Below are 16,118 nucleotides of genomic sequence, written 5' to 3' on the forward strand. Positions count from 1 at the left end.
AACCTTCGAGAATAAAAGTGAAAGAGCACACTTTTTTCCTCGAAGAACATTTGCTTGTCGGGGCTAAAATGGGCGCCTTGCGCTTTTCTTATTATGAACCAGTCGATTGGTCACTATTTGCAAACTTTTTCATGTACTTTGTAAGATTAAATTTCATTTTCTTTTCCGCAAGTGCGTAATAAAAAAATATTGGTGATAAAAAATTAAAGCCAAATACAATTACAATAATAAGCCAAATCATCCACTCAGTGTTTATCACATTTTGGTAAATCCAAGTATTATATAGCCACAATCTTATAACCCCCCACAAGATTATTAAAACAGTTTTCTCAATTGCTTTTAAAATAGTTGGTAAAGACATCATATATCAAAGTCTCAGGCATTTTGGCCTCTTACAGCTACATTTCCATCAAAATATTTTACCCATCTATTGGTAATACTAATTGAAATTGGTAATAGTATTTTCTCTTCAGAGGAGTTTTCATACATGGACATCAAAGAAAGGCTAGCCCAAGAAGTTTTTTTGCGGCTAAAAAAAAATGTTGAAGAGGTAGAGGTCATATTAGGAAATTCTTCAGACTTAGTAAAACGAGAATTTTCTACAATGGAACCAATGAATTTAGATTGTTGTCTTCTTTATATTGAAGGATTAATAGATACAAGTATCATCGACCAGACTATACTCTCGCCACTATTAAACAACAACCAAAAATACGATGTTTTAGATAAGTTATCAACTGAAGAAAAAGTTAACACGCTTGAGAAAAAGCTGTTACTCATTTCCTCACTTAGTACTGCGACTAAATTAGAAGAAGTAATTGATAAGTTACTAGCAGGAAATACAATTCTATTTTTAGACCACTCTGAAAAGGCTTTTGTTCTTCCCACCCAAGGGTGGGAGACTCGAGGAATTGAAGAACCGCAAACAGAAACGGTGATAAGGGGTCCGAGGGACGGTTTCGTAGAGTCAATTCGAACAAATATTGCGTTAGTTAGAAGAAGAATAAGAGATCCAATGTTTCGCCTTATCTCCATGCAAATTGGTAAGCGATCAAAGACAGATATTGGAATTCTATACATTGAAGGATTAGTAAGAGAAGGATTAGTTGATGAAGTCTTACAACGGTTAAACAAAATTGAGATCGATGCAATACTAGAAAGTAATTATGTTGAAGAACTTATTTCAGATACGCCATCTTCGCCATTTCTGACAGCCCAGGGAACTGAAAGACCGGACAAAATTGCGGCAGGTTTGTATGAAGGGAAAGTTGCCATCCTTGTCGATAATACACCTTTTGCATTACTAGTTCCGACCCATTTTTGGTCGTTTCTCAGTGCTAGTGATGATTACTATACACACTTTTGGATGGCTGCTTTTTTTCGTTTTATTCGTTATACAGCGTTTATTATTAGTTTAACGCTTCCATCGCTTTTTGTATTGTTAGTCAGCTTTCATCAAGAAATGATTCCTACACCGTTAGCAATTACGATTGCGGCTGGTCGAGAAATAGTCCCTCTTCCAGTGTTACTTGAAGCAATTATTATGGAATTAGCGTTCGAGTTAATGAGAGAAGCGGGACTACGAATGCCTAAGCCAATTGGTCAAGCAGTTAGTATTGTCGGCTCATTAATTATCGGTCAAGCTGCGGTGGAAGCGGGGTTAGTCTCACCAATTATGGTCATTGTTGTGGCAACAACCGGAATAGCCTCATTTGCCATTCCAAATTATTTTGCTTCTGTTTCAGTTCGTTTAGTTCGTTTTCCAATATTACTTGCATCGGGTTTACTTGGTTTATTAGGTTTTGCAACTGTTTTTGTTGTTGTTCTGATCCATGCTCTATCTTTGCGTTCTTTTGGGGAACCGTACTTAGCGCCAATCTTTCCATTTAATGCCTCAGATCAAAAAGATACGCTATTTAGAAGTCCACTTTGGACAATGGGTAAAAGACCGAAGGATGTAAAAGAGAATAATGAAAGACAGGATAAAAATCAGAAGCCATCTCCAAATGGCGATGGCTAATCGAGAGTTGCATCATCAAAGGGTGAAATTGATGGAGAAAATTAACTTAGTGAGAGTCCTTATGTTATTGCTATTGCTATCAGGCTGCTTAGGGAAAGAAGAAATAAACGATCTTGCCCTTGTGATGGCGGTAGGGATAGATAAAGGGGAAAATGGTGATATTTGGATTACCACTCAGGTGGCTAGACCTGCTGATGTAAGAGGAACTACTGGATCTGCAGGTGGGGAACCGATCTGGACAGCTACTGGAGAAGGGAAAACGATTTTTGAAGCAATTCGAAATTTGGCTAAGTTCTCCTCGAGAAGGATTTATTGGGGGCATAATATGATCATTGTTGTGAGTGAAGAAGTTGCAAGGGAAGGTATTGTGGATATTATTGACTTTTTTACAAGAAACAATGAGTTACGGATGAGAACGTGGATTGTAGTTACAGAAAAAAAGGCCAATGAAATCGTGGCAGCAAAAACTGGAATTGAAGTGGTTCCCGGAAATGCCATTGATCGCCTTTTTCGTTTTAGCCCAATAGTTGCGGAAGCACCAAGAAGCAATGTCATGGCGTTATCGGCTGGTTATGTTGGTGAACATGTTCATCCTTATTTGGCACTAGTACATCTAATCTCAAGGGGAGTGGATGAAGCAAACCCTCAGGAGTTTGGGAGTATTCCACAAGTAGAGTTGTCGGGAACAGCTATTTTTCGAAAAGATAAGATGGTAGGTAAGTTAAATTCGCGGGAAAGTCGTGGATTTTTGTGGTTTACTGAAACCGTTGACGATGCAATTATTCCTCTCACCTGTCCAGATGAGGAAGGTTGGGTAAGTGTTGAATTACGCGATAATTCATTTAAGCTGACTCCCATTTATAAGGAGGGGAAAGTAAGCTTTGAAGCAACGATAAAGTCGGTGGCACATTTAGTAGAACTAGGTTGTCCGACACCGCTAGAGCATAGTGAAGTTACGGAGAAGCTGGCGGTTCAAGCAGAAAAATATCTTAAGGAAGACATCGAGATGATGCTAGATAAAGTTCAAAAAGAATATAAGGTAGATGCGCTTAGACTCGGAAGAATGTTTCAAGCGAAATACCCTCAGCATTGGGATAAGATAAAAGAGGACTGGGAGGTAATGTTTCCAGATGTCGTAGTGAGCGTTTCTGTAAGCGTAGACATTAACAACCCACAGCTTTTAGAAAATCCAACAAGGCCTAGTAAGGATTGATCAAAAGTGAAAACACAAATTTCAAATGCGATGTTACTAGCGATTATTATTAATCTTGTATATGCAAAAGCCATTGGTGTAACGCAAGGAATTTTAGCAAGGCAATCAGGCAGTGATATGTGGTTAGTAACCATTTTCTCAACCATATTTGGTTTAATAATGATGTGGTTAACGGTGGTGATAGTTAAAAGGACTCCAGAAAAAAATATTTTAGAGCAAACAAAACTACTCATTGGCAAGTGGGGAGAGAAACTCCTTGCCTTTGTCTTATTTATCTTTTTCTTGGAGCATATGGTGGGGTTATGATTACCGTTGTTTACCATTTAATGGACTACTTTTTACCTGATATGCCAGCCTTTTTATTTGTAGTTATTACCACTTTTGTCGGGCTTTACGGTTTATTTAAGGGAGTTGAAGTAATTTCAAGGCTGGCGATTTTAGGTGTGTTTGCTATTATCGTCTTAAATGTTCTTCTTCTGTTAGGCTCTTTAGAGGATTTTCAAACATATCAATTTTACCGGTATTAAGAAATGGTTTTTTGAACGCAGTCCAAGTAACGAAACATCATAACGCTGACTGGGCGATGGCAACACTGATGGTCGCTATCATTTTGCCTATGGTAAAACAGCAGGAAAAGTGGCTCAAATATTCAACAAAAGCAATTCTCTTCGGTGGTTTATTCATTGTAATGTGGCCAATCTTAGAGGTTGGTGTTCTTTCCCCTGAAGTTGCCGGTCAATATATGGTAGCATGTATGCAAATGGCCAGGAGCGCAGAGATTGGACTGTTTGTTCACCGCTATGAATTGATTATGATTATTTTCTTTTCACTTTCAGCGTTGGTTCAAGTAATGATGTGCTTACTTTGTGCTTCCATCTCCGCTAAACATATGACTGGAGTTCAAAATTTAAACAAGTTATTTATTCCTGTTGCAATTATTTTAGGCTTGTTTGGCTATTGGGTTGTTGCGGATCATATTCGTGCCATGGATTTATTAACCTATTATTGGCCAAAGATTGCGATACCGATAACCTTTGGAGTCCCAATTGGTGTATTTCTATTAGGGACCATCTTAAAAAAGAAATTATCTACTACAGGTGGGGTAAGTGGATAGCGGTCGTATATTTTGTTGTTTTATGGGTGCCTTAGAGAAATAATGAGCCGTTTAGACAAAATTTCTTGTCTTAACGGCTCATTTCTCAAAAGCCCTACTCAAAGAGTCAACCATTCGTTGGACTCCCCAAAAAAAACAAAAGAAATACTCTATAAATAATGTATCCTGAGTATTTCGTATTAAATTTGGCAAGAGCTAAAGAGATTTAGCAATCATAATTTTAGACTTCCAATTTTAATACGTTTGACTTAATAAAACGTTTAGTTGAAGACACACATCTAAAAGCTAAATCCAGCAATGTTATCCCATTTGTTCGCCACCTTCTTCGCAAGCATGTAATAGAACAGGTAGTACAAAGTGTGAAACTAAAGGTGAAATCGTGTTTGTTTTTTGATCATGAACCATCAAAACTAGATTTATTAATTCGCAATCAAAACACACCGGTACATATCCATTATGCTTTAATTATTTTCACTTGCTATGGTAGGTAAATAAATTCTTTCTCCTAATTAAATAGATACTTAATAATAAAAGCGGAAATAAAAACCCAAAAGTTAAAGTGTATGGAGGAAAAATTTTTTTAAAAAAATCATTAAAATAAACAACGTTCGGAGTAATAAACTGAGTTAGTATTAACAGTAAGTAGCTTAAACCGAAAATCATCGGACGACTATTCTTATAATTAAATACTTGAGATAACCCCAAATTTACTGCATATAACAAGATTGTTGTTTTAAAGAATATAGTTATAAACCAAGTTCCTGAAATTAGAACTTCAAGCCGTTCAACAATATCACCGATACTAATTTTTTGCGCCATAAAGTATGGTGGATAATATTTTATTTCTGACAATATAACGCCAAGTGTAAGAATTGAGTAAAGAATAATTACTATTAGAATAACTCCTCCTAAAAATACTCCTAGAATAAAGATGTTTTTCGCCTTTTTATTGTCTTCTACAAATGGGAAAATCATTAAGATAACAATTAATTGGAGGTACGGGATCCCTATATTAGAAATTGTCCCTCTCATAATTGGATTAAATCCGTTTTCATAAATTGGTTTAATATTATCAATGTCCAACTCAGGGAATAGAAAAAGAAATTGTAATGCTAATAATACTAATAAAGTTGGTAAAATAACTTCTCCTGATCTTCCTAACGTTTCAATTCCTAAGTAAGCACCTGTTACAATTATGGTTAAAAAGAGAAGGTGGATCGCAAGGCTTGGTGTTTCAGGCATGATAATCGTCGTCATGAAATCGCCAAATTGCCTAATCATTAGCGAAGCGATTATGAGGAAAAAAAAGATTAGAAAAAGTGAAAAAATCTTTCCGACAATCTTCCCGAGAATAATTTCACTAAATTGGACAATCGTTTTATTAGGGAACTTACTAGCCAAGTAACAATAAAATAGGACTAAGCAAAGACCGAATCCTAATGAAATTGTACTTGAAATCCAGGCATCTTGTTTTGCTTGAGATACAATTAAGGAAGGGGCGTTAATAACGGTATTTCCAATTGTGAAAAAGAAAACAAGGATAAAAAATTGTAGAGTACTAATTTTTTCGTTTTCGAACATTATTACCACCCTTTTTACGAAAATAATGAGTAAAGGAAATTATTAAATGGTTTATAAACAAATGTGATAAAATCTAATGGTGTCGGTATTGAAACTTCTAATACATGTAATAGGGTGATCGCAACATTAAAAGCCATCAATAAACTGAAGACAAGTAAAGCTATCTTATCATTATTCCTTTTATATGAACGAAACCCAAAATAGAAGATAATGAAAAGGATCGGGAAATATAAAAGAATATCCATTGCTATCACACCTCTTAATTTTCAATAATACTTTGATTCATTGTTCCAGTTAAATCAATAGTTCCTTCTGCTGAATAGGATACTTTTACCGTTGGGAATAACTCTTCCCATTGATCTTTTAGCTTTTTCCACTGTTTAGGATATGATTTTCGAAATGTATTACCAAATCCCAAAATGTCACTTTTATATTTTTCTTGAGCTGCAACGACAGCGCTATTTAATATTTCTTTCTGGCGATCTTCTAAACTCTTCTCCAATTGTTCAATCGTTTTAGGATCTTGAAGGTCAATGTTGCACAAGACTTCAGCGACATTTACATTACTAGTGATCTTAAGTTCAAATTCAGGTTTACCATCTTTGTAGCTAGGAATAATCTCTGTTTCTGTCCCCATAATTTCAACAACTAGCTCACCAGCCGTTGGGCATTTAATTCTACCAACAGTACTTTGGACGTTATTCATAATGTAATTATACCCTTTACTTTCATCTTCGTTTAACCAACCGACTAGCTTATCTTCTTTAAAAACGCCAATTCCTTCATACTGTAGTAAACTATTTGGGTCTAGTGTTTCGACATTTTTTTTTGTTTTTCCTTCATTCTTGTTGCCTCTGAAAGTAATTCCGGTTAACACGCTTTCCATACCTTCAGTTGCAAAATTTCTAAGTAAATCATCTAAGTTAACAGCAACTGTAGGAGCCCAAGCAGATTGGGATAATTTTAAAGCAGAAAATTTTTCATTTGCAGGAATACGTTCAAACGGTGTCATTGTTTGCAGAACATCTTCAGCACTAGCACCGTCTCTTGCGACGACGATATAGAAATCAGATCTAAATTCATGATCTCTAAAGAGCATCTCAAGAAGGTCAAGAATTCCATCCCGAGCTAATGTCTCACCAATGACTGCAATCCGAAAATGCGGTAAATACACTTTTCTAGGAGATATCGTTGTAATTTTTCGAAACGCTTCAAAAACTGTTTCTGCTTCTTCTGAATAAACAGTCACAGGTGTAAAATAACTTGGTTCTTTTACTTCTTGTGGCAAAACAATTTGTACTGTTAGGCGAATATTTTTATCATCGACCTTATCTAGTCCTAGTGCCATGGCGATTCCTAAATCATTTAATTCTCGTTGATTCCAACATCCAGAAGACAAAATAGATAAAATAAGTAAAACTACACTCAATACTACTGGTTTTGTTTCATAGGCATATTTCCATCCTGTAATTAGGTTTTTGATTGATCTTGACCCATCATTTTTTGAGGCAAGCGAATAATTGTATCTCTCTGACTACGTAGTTTAAATGGACCAATGTTGTACATATAAGGGACAGTAAAAGATTTTAAATTAGCTAAATGGAGAATTAAAAACATAAGGCCAACGGCTATTCCGAAAAGGCCAAAAGACCCTGCTAAAAACATCATTGGAAATCTTAACAGCCGCATTGAAATACCAATACTATAGCCAGGCGCTACAAAGGAAGCGATAGCAGTAATCGCAACAACAATGATCATGGCGTTAGAAATAAATCCGGCTTCAACGGCAGCTTGGCCAATGACAAGACCACCGACAATTGACATCGTTTGACCAACCATTCTTGGCATCCGAAGCCCTGCTTCACGAAGAATTTCGAAAATGATTTCCATAAAAAGTGCCTCAAAAAAAGCTGGGAATGGAACTCCCTCCCGTTGTGCTGCTAGGCTTATTAATAAAACGGTTGGGATTGTTTCTTGGTGGAACGTTGTTAAAGCAATATAAAGAGATGGGGCTAGTAATGAAATCCCTAAACAAACTAATCTTAAAAAACGAATTAGCCCAAAATCTGATCGATTATAATAGTCTTCAGCAGCCTGAATAAAATGGTTAAAAAGGGCAGGAACTAGTAAGACAAAGGGGGTTCCATCAATTAAATGGCAATTCTCCCCTCTAATATTCCGGCAGCAATAACATCGGGACGTTCGGTATTGTAGACGGTTGGGAATGGCGAAAAGGTAGAGTCTTGGATAAATTCTTCAATGTATCCACTCTCTAAGATTCCGTTAGTGTCAATTTGATCTAGACGCTTCCGCACTTCATTTAAGATTTGCTCATCAACTGTTCCGTGGAGGAAGACCAACGATACGGAAGTCTTGGTGACGTGACCAATCTCTCTAGTTTCCAACCAGAGGTTTTGATCCTTTATTCGTCTGCGAATTAAGGCGATGTTAACGTTGATGTTCTCAACAAAACTATCTTTAGGCCCCCTAATAACCACTTGAGTCGTCGGTTCGGCTACCCCTCGTTCTTCCGATTTTCTCGTACTAGCTAGAAATGCTTCTTCTTGTCCATCGATGAAAATTGCTGTATCTCCTGACAGTAATGGGGGATACAAGGTTTGAAAATCATTAACATTACTTACTTCAGGATTCGCTAGTATTTTTTCTTTTAAGAATTCTAAATGAAAGTTTGTGTTATCGTGGCTTTCTAGTTTCAGCAGTGCTTCAATAATTGAATGTTCAATCATTTCTTTATCAGCTAGCCCATTAAAATAAACTAACCCAATGCTAATTTTTTCATTGACGTTTAAAAATCGAATAATAAGGTCAGTACTATTTCCTAGGTCACTTTTTATTTTGCTAATATTTTTTTGTGAACTTTTATCTAATGTAATTGTCATTTAATACACCGCTACTATTCACTAATTTTGTTAATGGTATCTTTTCCTCAAGATAGTAAACTATACCAATTCATTTCTGTGACAAAAGTTTTTTCAAATGATAAATGAAGACAGAGAAAAATATTCTAAATAAAGATCATATTTTTAGACTTCCTTAAAGAATATCTATAAAATGACTTATAAAGAAAGTGGTAGGGGTTGATCATATGGAGATGATTCAAGTTACTGACTTAAAGAAATACTATGGATCTCTAAAAGCAGTTGATGGCGTCAACTTGACTGTGTATGAAGGAGAGATCTTTGGTTTACTTGGACCTAATGGTGCAGGCAAGACAACAACGATGGAAATGATGGAAGGGCTTCGTGATGCGGATTCTGGAGAGGTTGTGATCAATGGTCTTTCTGTAAGACATGATCGAAAAAAAGTGACTGAACATATTGGTGTGCAGCTTCAATCGACATCAATGTTTGATCTATTACAAGTAGAAGAAATTTTACGAATGTATGCTAGCTTCTATAAAAGTAGTTTACCGGTCGCAACGATAATGCATCAAATGAATCTCCTAGAGAAGCGGAAAGATGCAATTAAAGGGCTATCAGGCGGACAAAAGCAACGTCTAGCGATTGGACTAGCATTAATTCATGACCCAGAAGTTATTTTCTTAGATGAACCAACAACTGGATTGGATCCCCAGGCAAGAAGATCGCTTTGGGATATCGTACTTAAGTTGAAGGAACAAGGCAAAACCATCATATTATCTACTCATTACATGGAAGAAGCATATGTCTTATGCGATCGGTTGGCGATTATGGATCAAGGAAAAATAATGGCTTTAGATACACCCGATAAATTAATTGCCGCCTTAGAAATGGAATCTGCCATACAATTTAAATGGGAAAAAGAACTAGAGCCACTAAAGTCGTTAGCATGTGTTACAAAAGTTTCAACTTTGAAAGACCAAGCGGTACTATACACGACCAATTTACAAGAAAGCTTAATATCTTTAATTAAATATACGGATAATGACCAAATACAACTTGAAGACCTACAAACTAGAAGAGCAACCTTAGAAGATGTGTTCTTGCAGTTAACGGGAAGGAGCTTAAGAGAAGAATGAAGGCATACTGGCAATTAACGTTAGCTCAATTGAAGCTTTTTGCTCGAAATAAAGCAGTCATTTTTTGGACTACATTTTTTCCGCTATTCTTAATGATTGTGTTAGGGCTTTTCCTAGGTGGGGGAACTGGGACGACAATTAGTGTCGCTTGGGTCGATCACGATAAAAGTAACTACTCTCTAATGATGATGGATACTTTCATAGAAGTTGAAGCTATTGACTTGCATGAAGCAGACGATGTTGAAGCTGCGAAACTAGAAGTTGAAGAAGGGAATATTTCGTTTGTTATTGAAATTGAGCAAGGCTTTGGACAGATCATTGAAGCTGGAGGAGGTGTACCGACATTTTCTGTTTTTTATGATGAAACCAATCAAGCAATTGCGCAGCTTGGTTTTGCAATTATTGACCAAGCAGTAGATCAATTAAATAAACAGCTAACAGATTTTCAAGAAATTGTATTTGTCGAGAAACAGGGGATAAAATCCTTAGATTTAACCTACTTAGACTTCTTAGTCCCGGGGATTGCAGCACTAATGATTTTATCTAGCAATCTAAATGGTGTAGCTGCTCAAATTTCCTCATGGCGTGAGAGAGGAGTCCTTCGTCGAATGAAGTTAACTGGGCTGCCAGCAAGTACATTTGTAGCAGCACAAATCACCGCTAGAGCTATCTTAAATATCACGCAATCAATTTTAGTGTTAAGTGTCGGGATCTTTTTGTTAGGTGCTCAGATGAATGGAAACTGGTTTTTATTACTTTTTTATCTGATTCTAGGAATTCTTGTATTTATGTCTTTGGGCTTCCTAGTTGCTAACTTGGCTAAGACACCAGAGCATGCTTCTCCAATTGCTGGATTTATCTCGTTTCCAATGTTCTTTTTAGGGGGGATTTTCTTCCCAATTACGAATATGCCTGAATTTTTACAGCCAATTATTACGCTGATTCCAATCTCACATCTAGCAGGAGTATTACGAGAAGTTATGAATGTTGGAGCGACGATGGTTGATTTGTTTCTACCAACAACCATTCTAGTAGCTTGGTTCTTAGTATGTTTTATTACTGCTTCAAGAACATTTAAATGGGAATAAGCTATTATTAACAGGACTGTAAAAGTTCTGTTCAGGATGTTGAAACTTTCGCAACAGCCGCTTTTATCCGTGAATTTATTTACGAGGTCAAAATGCAATATATAGTTATCGCATTTAATCAACGATATACACAAAGGAACGAGGTTTAACCGATTTAGGTTAAACCTCGTTTTATGAATAGATCTTATAGTCATGCTATTTAAACCCGAGAGGTTTGTTGCTTATATAAATTAGCCAAGACATGGGTTTTATAGGTTTCTAATTTTTTGCCATCAAGATAACGAATACCTTGCTTTTTTAATTCATGTACAAACCAGCCTTTGCTACCAAGGTGCATATGACCAACTCCTTATGATAAAATGACGTCTTTTTTCATCTTATCATTCAGAATTTTGTCCATGGAAGAGGTATTAAATAACTTTATATTATTTAATATCTTTAAATACTGGGTTAGTAATTAATCCAGCGCGACGCAATTTTAGAGTCACACCGACATTAATCTCGGCTCTCGCAAACTCCTTGTCCCAGTTGTCTTTTACTTTCTTAAAATTTTGATAATCTTGTCGCTCCATATGTTCCCCAAACCCAAAAATATCGAGTTGATATTCGTCTTGGAGAACTGATATCGTATTTTCAATTTCCTTTTCAAACGCTTCTCCAAACTTTTTCTCTAGTTTTAGGTAGGTGTTTATTTTTTGAACATCGGCGGGACATTGGATAAGTTCAATCCGTCCCTCGAGATCAACACTGATATCAATGTGAGGAGTATCGTCTTTATAATAGGCCTTAACCCGTGTTTTGGAATTAATGATTCTTGCAGTCATTACCTTTTCTTCACTACAAGGCACGGTGATCGATGTTCTCTTTAAATTGTCTTGAAGCAGCAAATAATTTCTGGCGTGGTTCAAATTTAATTTCCCTTGGTATTCTAACCCCTTAAAAATACCAAGACTATCTAAAGTGACCATGGTATGTGGGTCCACTTTTTCCATGTTTTCTATACTATTCCCTTTTTTAATCGGTCCGTCAACATGGATGATTGATAGAACAGGCTCCCTTCCAGGGGAAGCAAGAGCTCTAACAAAGTCCTTAAGTCTAATTTGTGGGGTTCCTCCCCACTCCTCGATCATTGTTTCAAGTTGATTATGAATTTTTAAAGAAGATACCCGCTGTATCGGGTATGTGACCTTTAAAACATCACCTGCTAGTACGTTATCAGCAATGATAAGATTAAAATCGTTTCTTATTTCCCGATCAGCTTCAAAGAAATCTATAAATTCAAGCAAACCTTCTTGTACGACTTCTTTACTTAAAATCACAACTCGCATATGGGAAAATATTAGCTTACGAGTAAAAGCAATATTCATTTTTTTACTAGTTCAGCCAAACTTTCACCCTCATAACTAAAAACAATCGATGCTGTCTGAGTGCCCATTCCTTCGGTTTCAAGGGCAGGTGGATTTAATACTTCTACAGTTAGTTTATATCTCGTATCCTTACCCTTGTCGATTGCCATTCCTGTTACTAAAGATAATTCATTCAGTTCATTTTGATCCCAGCAGCCAGTTAAGAAAAAAGCACTTAAGCAACAAAGCAGGCAGAAGACCATTCTATTCAACGATTGTCACCTCGCTCGTCGGGTGGGGTCGGTGACTTGGCATTAGGTTGCTTTATCGGAGACTCCGTTTTTAAGTACGAAGGTCTTTTTTTCAATGCCCAAGCTGGTAAACGAATAAAAATATCCCCTTGATCCTGCAAACTAAATGGTGCGACAGGTGCTAGATATGGAACGCTAAAAGAGCGTAGACTCGTTAAATGAGCAACTAGCACAATCATGCCTAAAAACACCCCATATAGTCCAAATAGTGCGCCAATAATGATGTAGAGAAAACGCAACAAACGAGTTGAAATCGCAAAGGAATAGATGGGGGACACAAAGCTTGCGATAGCCGTTAAGGCTACGATAATGACCATGATGTTGGATACAATTCCGGCTTCAACAGCTGCTTGTCCAATAACTAAACCACCTACAATCGAAATCGTACCACCTACGGCACGAGGCATCCGTATCCCCGCTTCTCGTAAGATTTCAAAGGTAATTTCCATGATTAGTGCCTCAATCACGGCTGGAAAAGGAATCCCTTCACGTTGCGAGATAATGCTAATCAATAGTTGAGTAGGTATCATTTCATGATGGTACGAAATGATTGATACATAAAACGCAGGCAATAAAAGCGCAAGTAAGAAAGAAAAATATCTAATCCACCGGATGAAAGTTCCCATTAAATATTTTTGGTAATAATCCTCGCTCATTGAAACGAAGTCAGTAAATACTGCTGGAGCTGTAAGTACAAAAGGAGTTCCGTCAACAAATAACGCAAACTTTCCCGAAAGTAAGTGGGCCGCGATTGTATCTGGTCTCTCTGTGTTATACATCAAAGGAAATGGAGTTAGAGTTTTGTCCTCTAAAAATTCCTCTAGAACGCCGGAATCTAAAAGCGCATTTGTATCCACATCAGCAAGCCTGGTTTGTATTTCATCTAAAATTTGTTTATTAATAATGCCATGTATGTAAGCGAGGTATACTTGAGTAGCAGTTTCCTTGCCGATGGTGTAAGAATCAAAACGTAACCCGGGATTTTTAATTTTTCTACGAATGAGACTGAGGTTGGTTTCGATATTTTCGTTGAAACCTTCTTTAGGTCCTCTAACGATTGTTTGGGTGCTAGGCTCTTCGATGGCGCGTTGTTCAATCTTTTGTACTTTTATAGATAAAGTTTGATCCATGCTATCAAGAAAAAGAATCGCGTGTCCATTTATTATATCTTCAATCACTTTTTGTTGAGATTGGCGGAAAGTATGCTGAGATCCCGAAAAAGTCTCAGTGGCAAAGTCTAACCATTTAGATTCTGAAGTAATTTTCTCTCTTCGAGAAGCTGACTCAGTGATTGGTAATAGTACCTTATTAGTAACGACTTGCCAATCAGTTAGGGTTGTTAAATAACAAAGCAAACCATCTCGCTGTCCAATTTGAATGTCTTCCAAAACTAAATCGGCTGTTTCCCCAAAAACTTCTTTCAATCTTATTTTATTCGTTTCTGAGTTTCCACTAAATGGTTTCGCATCTTTTATAGGATTAGGGTATACATCTTCAATGGAAGAGTTGTTTTTCACTGAAACTTCCTGAACAACTTTTTAAACACTTCTTGCACCTCCTTGTTGTACTCGTTTCTTTTTCCAGAAGATGATTATTGCAAGAATTCCTGGAATTCCTATTTGAAGTGGCATATGCATATATAAAGGCACAAACTGAATTCCTTCTTCGATATGTTCTGCATAGTTTGAGGCAATTAAGATTGAAAATATAGAAACAAGCAACCCTATAGGGAGTGAAAAATAGCGATAAGGAACTTTAAAAACATACTCAAGTCCTTTTAGTCCACCATAAAAAAATAAACTTACTTTCATAAATATTCCGAGCATCATCACGAAAATAATCACAGCATCAATTCTTTCGATAAATTGGGCAAACGAAATTTCTCTTGCCGCAGCTATTAGTGGAAAGGCTGATCTTCCAGATATATTGGTTCCCAATACGGATAATTTAAAAATTTTAATTACTGCTAGTAAGATACCGGTACTTAGGACAGCACCCATACTGACTTTGGAAACATGCTGGAATTTAGCAGTAATTGCCATAATCATCGTCAGTACAATTGCCTCTCCAAATGGAAACCCAATTAGTCCAGGGAAAATAACTTTAAAGACTGGGCCAAAACCTTCCCCTAAAATAGGTTCTAAATTGCTAAAGTTTAGTTCTCCTCCTGCAAGAAGAAAGATACTGGTTAATAATAAAAAACTAGAATATAGGGTGCAAAGGTTTCTGCTGTCCTAGCAATAACCTCAGGACCTAAATAAACAACATAAAGAACTACAAGCATAAATGATATGCCTAAAACCTCGATAGGAGTAGAAGGAAAAATATACGTAATTAACATTTCTAAGAAATCGCGTAACACACGAGATGCGATGTAAAAGAAATAAAAAATATAAATTAAAGATAAGAGTATAGCGAGTATTCTTCCAAATATTTGCCCCATAATTTCAAATAAATTCTTACCCACATCATATGACAGAATGAAGGCATAGGTATAAATGATAAATGCTCCTATCCAACTTGCTATGATGATTGCGATCCAAGCATCTTGCTTTGCGTCTTGAGCAACTCCAACAACTACTGCCGAACCAATTTGAAAAATAATAATTAAATAAACAATTGGTATAAGTTTATTTTTTCTATTAAATGATATTTCACTTTCTTGCCTCCTAATGAGAAGCTGCTATTGGGATTTTCTTAGTCGTAAATCAATAATAAGAGCAGATACCAAGGCGACTACGATAGCAAAAATAAGATATATTACACCGATACTTATATGAACATTAAACATGATTTGTAGCGCTTTAAGTAAAGAAACCTTATATAATAAACTGTCAATAATAATGATAGTAAGAAACATTGAGATTGCCGTAAACATCGTTGCTAATGTGACCACCATATCATATCCTCCATTAAGAACTGTCTCGATTAGAATATACTGAAATGGAAATTATATGTACTTTGAAATTGGCCATAGTATTAGCTATAGAAAACACATGGCTAGTAATCCCATTTTTTTCAAAAATATAAGCAGATTGTAAATTAATAGGTTTCTTTTTTTGAATAGTCATGTTATACTAAGGTTAATTATTTTTGATCGTTTACAATTGTTAGATGGATTTCTTATACAAGTTTTCCTCTCAAATGTTTAAAATGAACAAGGATAGTGAATAAAACCGTGTGAAAAGGAATTTCACACAAATCAGGAGGAAAACACATGTTACAAGGTACAGTTAAGTGGTTTAATGCAGAAAAAGGTTTCGGATTTATCGAGCGCGAAGACGGAGACGATGTATTCGTTCACTTCTCAGCTATTCAAGGTGAAGGCTTCAAGTCATTAGAAGAAGGCCAAAAAGTAACTTTTGAAATCGTTGAAGGTAACCGTGGTGCACAAGCTGCTAACGTTACTAAAGCTTAATTAAAATTA

The 16,118-nt window shown here is 36.3% G+C and carries 14 protein-coding genes and 3 pseudogenes; 6 read left to right on the forward strand and 11 right to left on the reverse strand.

Annotation, left to right across the window (positions count from 1 at the left end):
* Positions 1-91: 91 nt before the first annotated feature.
* A complete protein-coding gene (locus H1D32_RS18320; protein ID WP_261179687.1) occupies positions 92-292 on the reverse strand; it encodes a hypothetical protein in 201 nt (66 codons plus the stop codon).
* A gap of 195 nt (positions 293-487) precedes the next feature.
* On the opposite strand from H1D32_RS18320, the gene H1D32_RS18325 reads away from it, so the two are divergent.
* The 3 genes and pseudogenes from H1D32_RS18325 to H1D32_RS25495 all read left to right on the forward strand — a co-directional run bounded on the left by H1D32_RS18325 (position 488) and on the right by H1D32_RS25495 (position 4,347).
* Positions 488-2,020: a spore germination protein gene (locus H1D32_RS18325; protein WP_261179688.1), complete on the forward strand. Its 1,533-nt coding sequence runs from the start codon at positions 488-490 to the stop codon at positions 2,018-2,020.
* A 31-nt stretch (positions 2,021-2,051) separates the two neighbouring features.
* Entirely contained in the window at positions 2,052-3,233 is a 1,182-nt protein-coding gene (locus tag H1D32_RS18330; RefSeq protein ID WP_261179689.1) for a Ger(x)C family spore germination protein, read from the forward strand.
* 30 nt (positions 3,234-3,263) lie between these two features.
* Positions 3,264-4,347, forward strand: a pseudogene (locus tag H1D32_RS25495) (GerAB/ArcD/ProY family transporter).
* 471 nt (positions 4,348-4,818) lie between these two features.
* Here H1D32_RS25495 and H1D32_RS18345 read toward each other — a convergent pair.
* From H1D32_RS18345 to H1D32_RS25500, 4 genes and pseudogenes are all read right to left on the reverse strand, one after another.
* A complete protein-coding gene (locus H1D32_RS18345) occupies positions 4,819-5,928 on the reverse strand; it encodes a GerAB/ArcD/ProY family transporter (RefSeq protein ID WP_261179691.1) in 1,110 nt (369 codons plus the stop codon).
* 14 nt (positions 5,929-5,942) lie between these two features.
* Positions 5,943-6,173, reverse strand: a complete 231-nt coding sequence (locus H1D32_RS18350; protein ID WP_261179692.1) for a hypothetical protein — start codon at positions 6,171-6,173, stop codon at positions 5,943-5,945.
* A gap of 14 nt (positions 6,174-6,187) precedes the next feature.
* Positions 6,188-7,357 (reverse strand): Ger(x)C family spore germination protein, encoded by a 1,170-nt coding sequence (locus H1D32_RS18355; protein WP_261179693.1) that lies wholly within the window; start codon positions 7,355-7,357, stop codon positions 6,188-6,190.
* 41 nt (positions 7,358-7,398) lie between these two features.
* Positions 7,399-8,828 (reverse strand): annotated as a pseudogene (locus H1D32_RS25500) (spore germination protein).
* Between the two features lie 206 nt (positions 8,829-9,034).
* Between H1D32_RS25500 and H1D32_RS18370 the strand changes: the two are divergent.
* Positions 9,035-9,946 (forward strand): ABC transporter ATP-binding protein, encoded by a 912-nt coding sequence (locus H1D32_RS18370; protein WP_261179695.1) that lies wholly within the window; start codon positions 9,035-9,037, stop codon positions 9,944-9,946.
* Positions 9,943-11,034 carry an ABC transporter permease gene (locus tag H1D32_RS18375; protein ID WP_261179696.1) on the forward strand — a complete coding sequence of 364 codons (1,092 nt, stop codon included), beginning with the start codon at positions 9,943-9,945 and terminating at the stop codon, positions 11,032-11,034. Before H1D32_RS18370 ends, H1D32_RS18375 begins: the two co-directional genes overlap by 4 nt.
* Before the next feature lie 199 nt (positions 11,035-11,233).
* Here H1D32_RS18375 and H1D32_RS18380 read toward each other — a convergent pair whose 3' ends face one another.
* The 6 genes and pseudogenes from H1D32_RS18380 to H1D32_RS18405 form a co-directional block, all read right to left on the reverse strand.
* Complete coding sequence (locus H1D32_RS18380; protein WP_261179697.1) at positions 11,234-11,371, reverse strand: YflJ family protein; 138 nt, start codon at positions 11,369-11,371, stop codon at positions 11,234-11,236.
* Positions 11,372-11,459: 88 nt separating this feature from the next.
* A pseudogene (locus tag H1D32_RS18385) lies at positions 11,460-12,643 on the reverse strand (Ger(x)C family spore germination protein).
* A 5-nt stretch (positions 12,644-12,648) separates the two neighbouring features.
* Entirely contained in the window at positions 12,649-14,208 is a 1,560-nt protein-coding gene (locus H1D32_RS18395) for a spore germination protein (RefSeq protein ID WP_261179700.1), read from the reverse strand.
* Between the two features lie 21 nt (positions 14,209-14,229).
* Positions 14,230-14,874, reverse strand: a complete 645-nt coding sequence (locus H1D32_RS18400; protein WP_396126261.1) for a GerAB/ArcD/ProY family transporter — start codon at positions 14,872-14,874, stop codon at positions 14,230-14,232.
* Positions 14,875-14,879: 5 nt separating this feature from the next.
* Entirely contained in the window at positions 14,880-15,365 is a 486-nt protein-coding gene (locus tag H1D32_RS25505; protein WP_396126262.1) for a GerAB/ArcD/ProY family transporter, read from the reverse strand.
* Positions 15,366-15,374: 9 nt separating this feature from the next.
* Positions 15,375-15,590, reverse strand: coding sequence for a hypothetical protein (locus tag H1D32_RS18405; RefSeq protein WP_261179701.1), 216 nt, complete (start codon positions 15,588-15,590; stop codon positions 15,375-15,377).
* 318 nt (positions 15,591-15,908) lie between these two features.
* On the opposite strand from H1D32_RS18405, the gene H1D32_RS18410 reads away from it, so the two are divergent.
* Positions 15,909-16,109 carry a cold-shock protein gene (locus H1D32_RS18410; RefSeq protein WP_261179702.1) on the forward strand — a complete coding sequence of 67 codons (201 nt, stop codon included), beginning with the start codon at positions 15,909-15,911 and terminating at the stop codon, positions 16,107-16,109.
* Positions 16,110-16,118 lie beyond the last annotated feature (9 nt).

It is taken from the genome of Anaerobacillus sp. CMMVII (assembly GCF_025377685.1).
In the GTDB taxonomy this organism is placed as follows: domain Bacteria; phylum Bacillota; class Bacilli; order Bacillales; family Anaerobacillaceae; genus Anaerobacillus.

What these genes read in the sequence shown, in the direction of transcription:
- H1D32_RS18405 (WP_261179701.1), bottom strand. Translation starts at nt 15,590, where the DNA reads ATGGTGGTCACATTAGCAACGATGTTTACGGCAATCTCAATGTTTCTT.
- H1D32_RS18375 (WP_261179696.1), top strand. Translation starts at nt 9,943, where the DNA reads ATGAAGGCATACTGGCAATTAACGTTAGCTCAATTGAAGCTTTTTGCT.
- H1D32_RS18345 (WP_261179691.1), bottom strand. Translation starts at nt 5,928, where the DNA reads ATGTTCGAAAACGAAAAAATTAGTACTCTACAATTTTTTATCCTTGTT.
- H1D32_RS18350 (WP_261179692.1), bottom strand. Translation starts at nt 6,173, where the DNA reads ATGGATATTCTTTTATATTTCCCGATCCTTTTCATTATCTTCTATTTT.
- H1D32_RS18330 (WP_261179689.1), top strand. Translation starts at nt 2,052, where the DNA reads ATGGAGAAAATTAACTTAGTGAGAGTCCTTATGTTATTGCTATTGCTA.
- H1D32_RS18325 (WP_261179688.1), top strand. Translation starts at nt 488, where the DNA reads ATGGACATCAAAGAAAGGCTAGCCCAAGAAGTTTTTTTGCGGCTAAAA.
- H1D32_RS18410 (WP_261179702.1), top strand. Translation starts at nt 15,909, where the DNA reads ATGTTACAAGGTACAGTTAAGTGGTTTAATGCAGAAAAAGGTTTCGGA.
- H1D32_RS18370 (WP_261179695.1), top strand. Translation starts at nt 9,035, where the DNA reads ATGGAGATGATTCAAGTTACTGACTTAAAGAAATACTATGGATCTCTA.
- H1D32_RS18380 (WP_261179697.1), bottom strand. Translation starts at nt 11,371, where the DNA reads ATGCACCTTGGTAGCAAAGGCTGGTTTGTACATGAATTAAAAAAGCAA.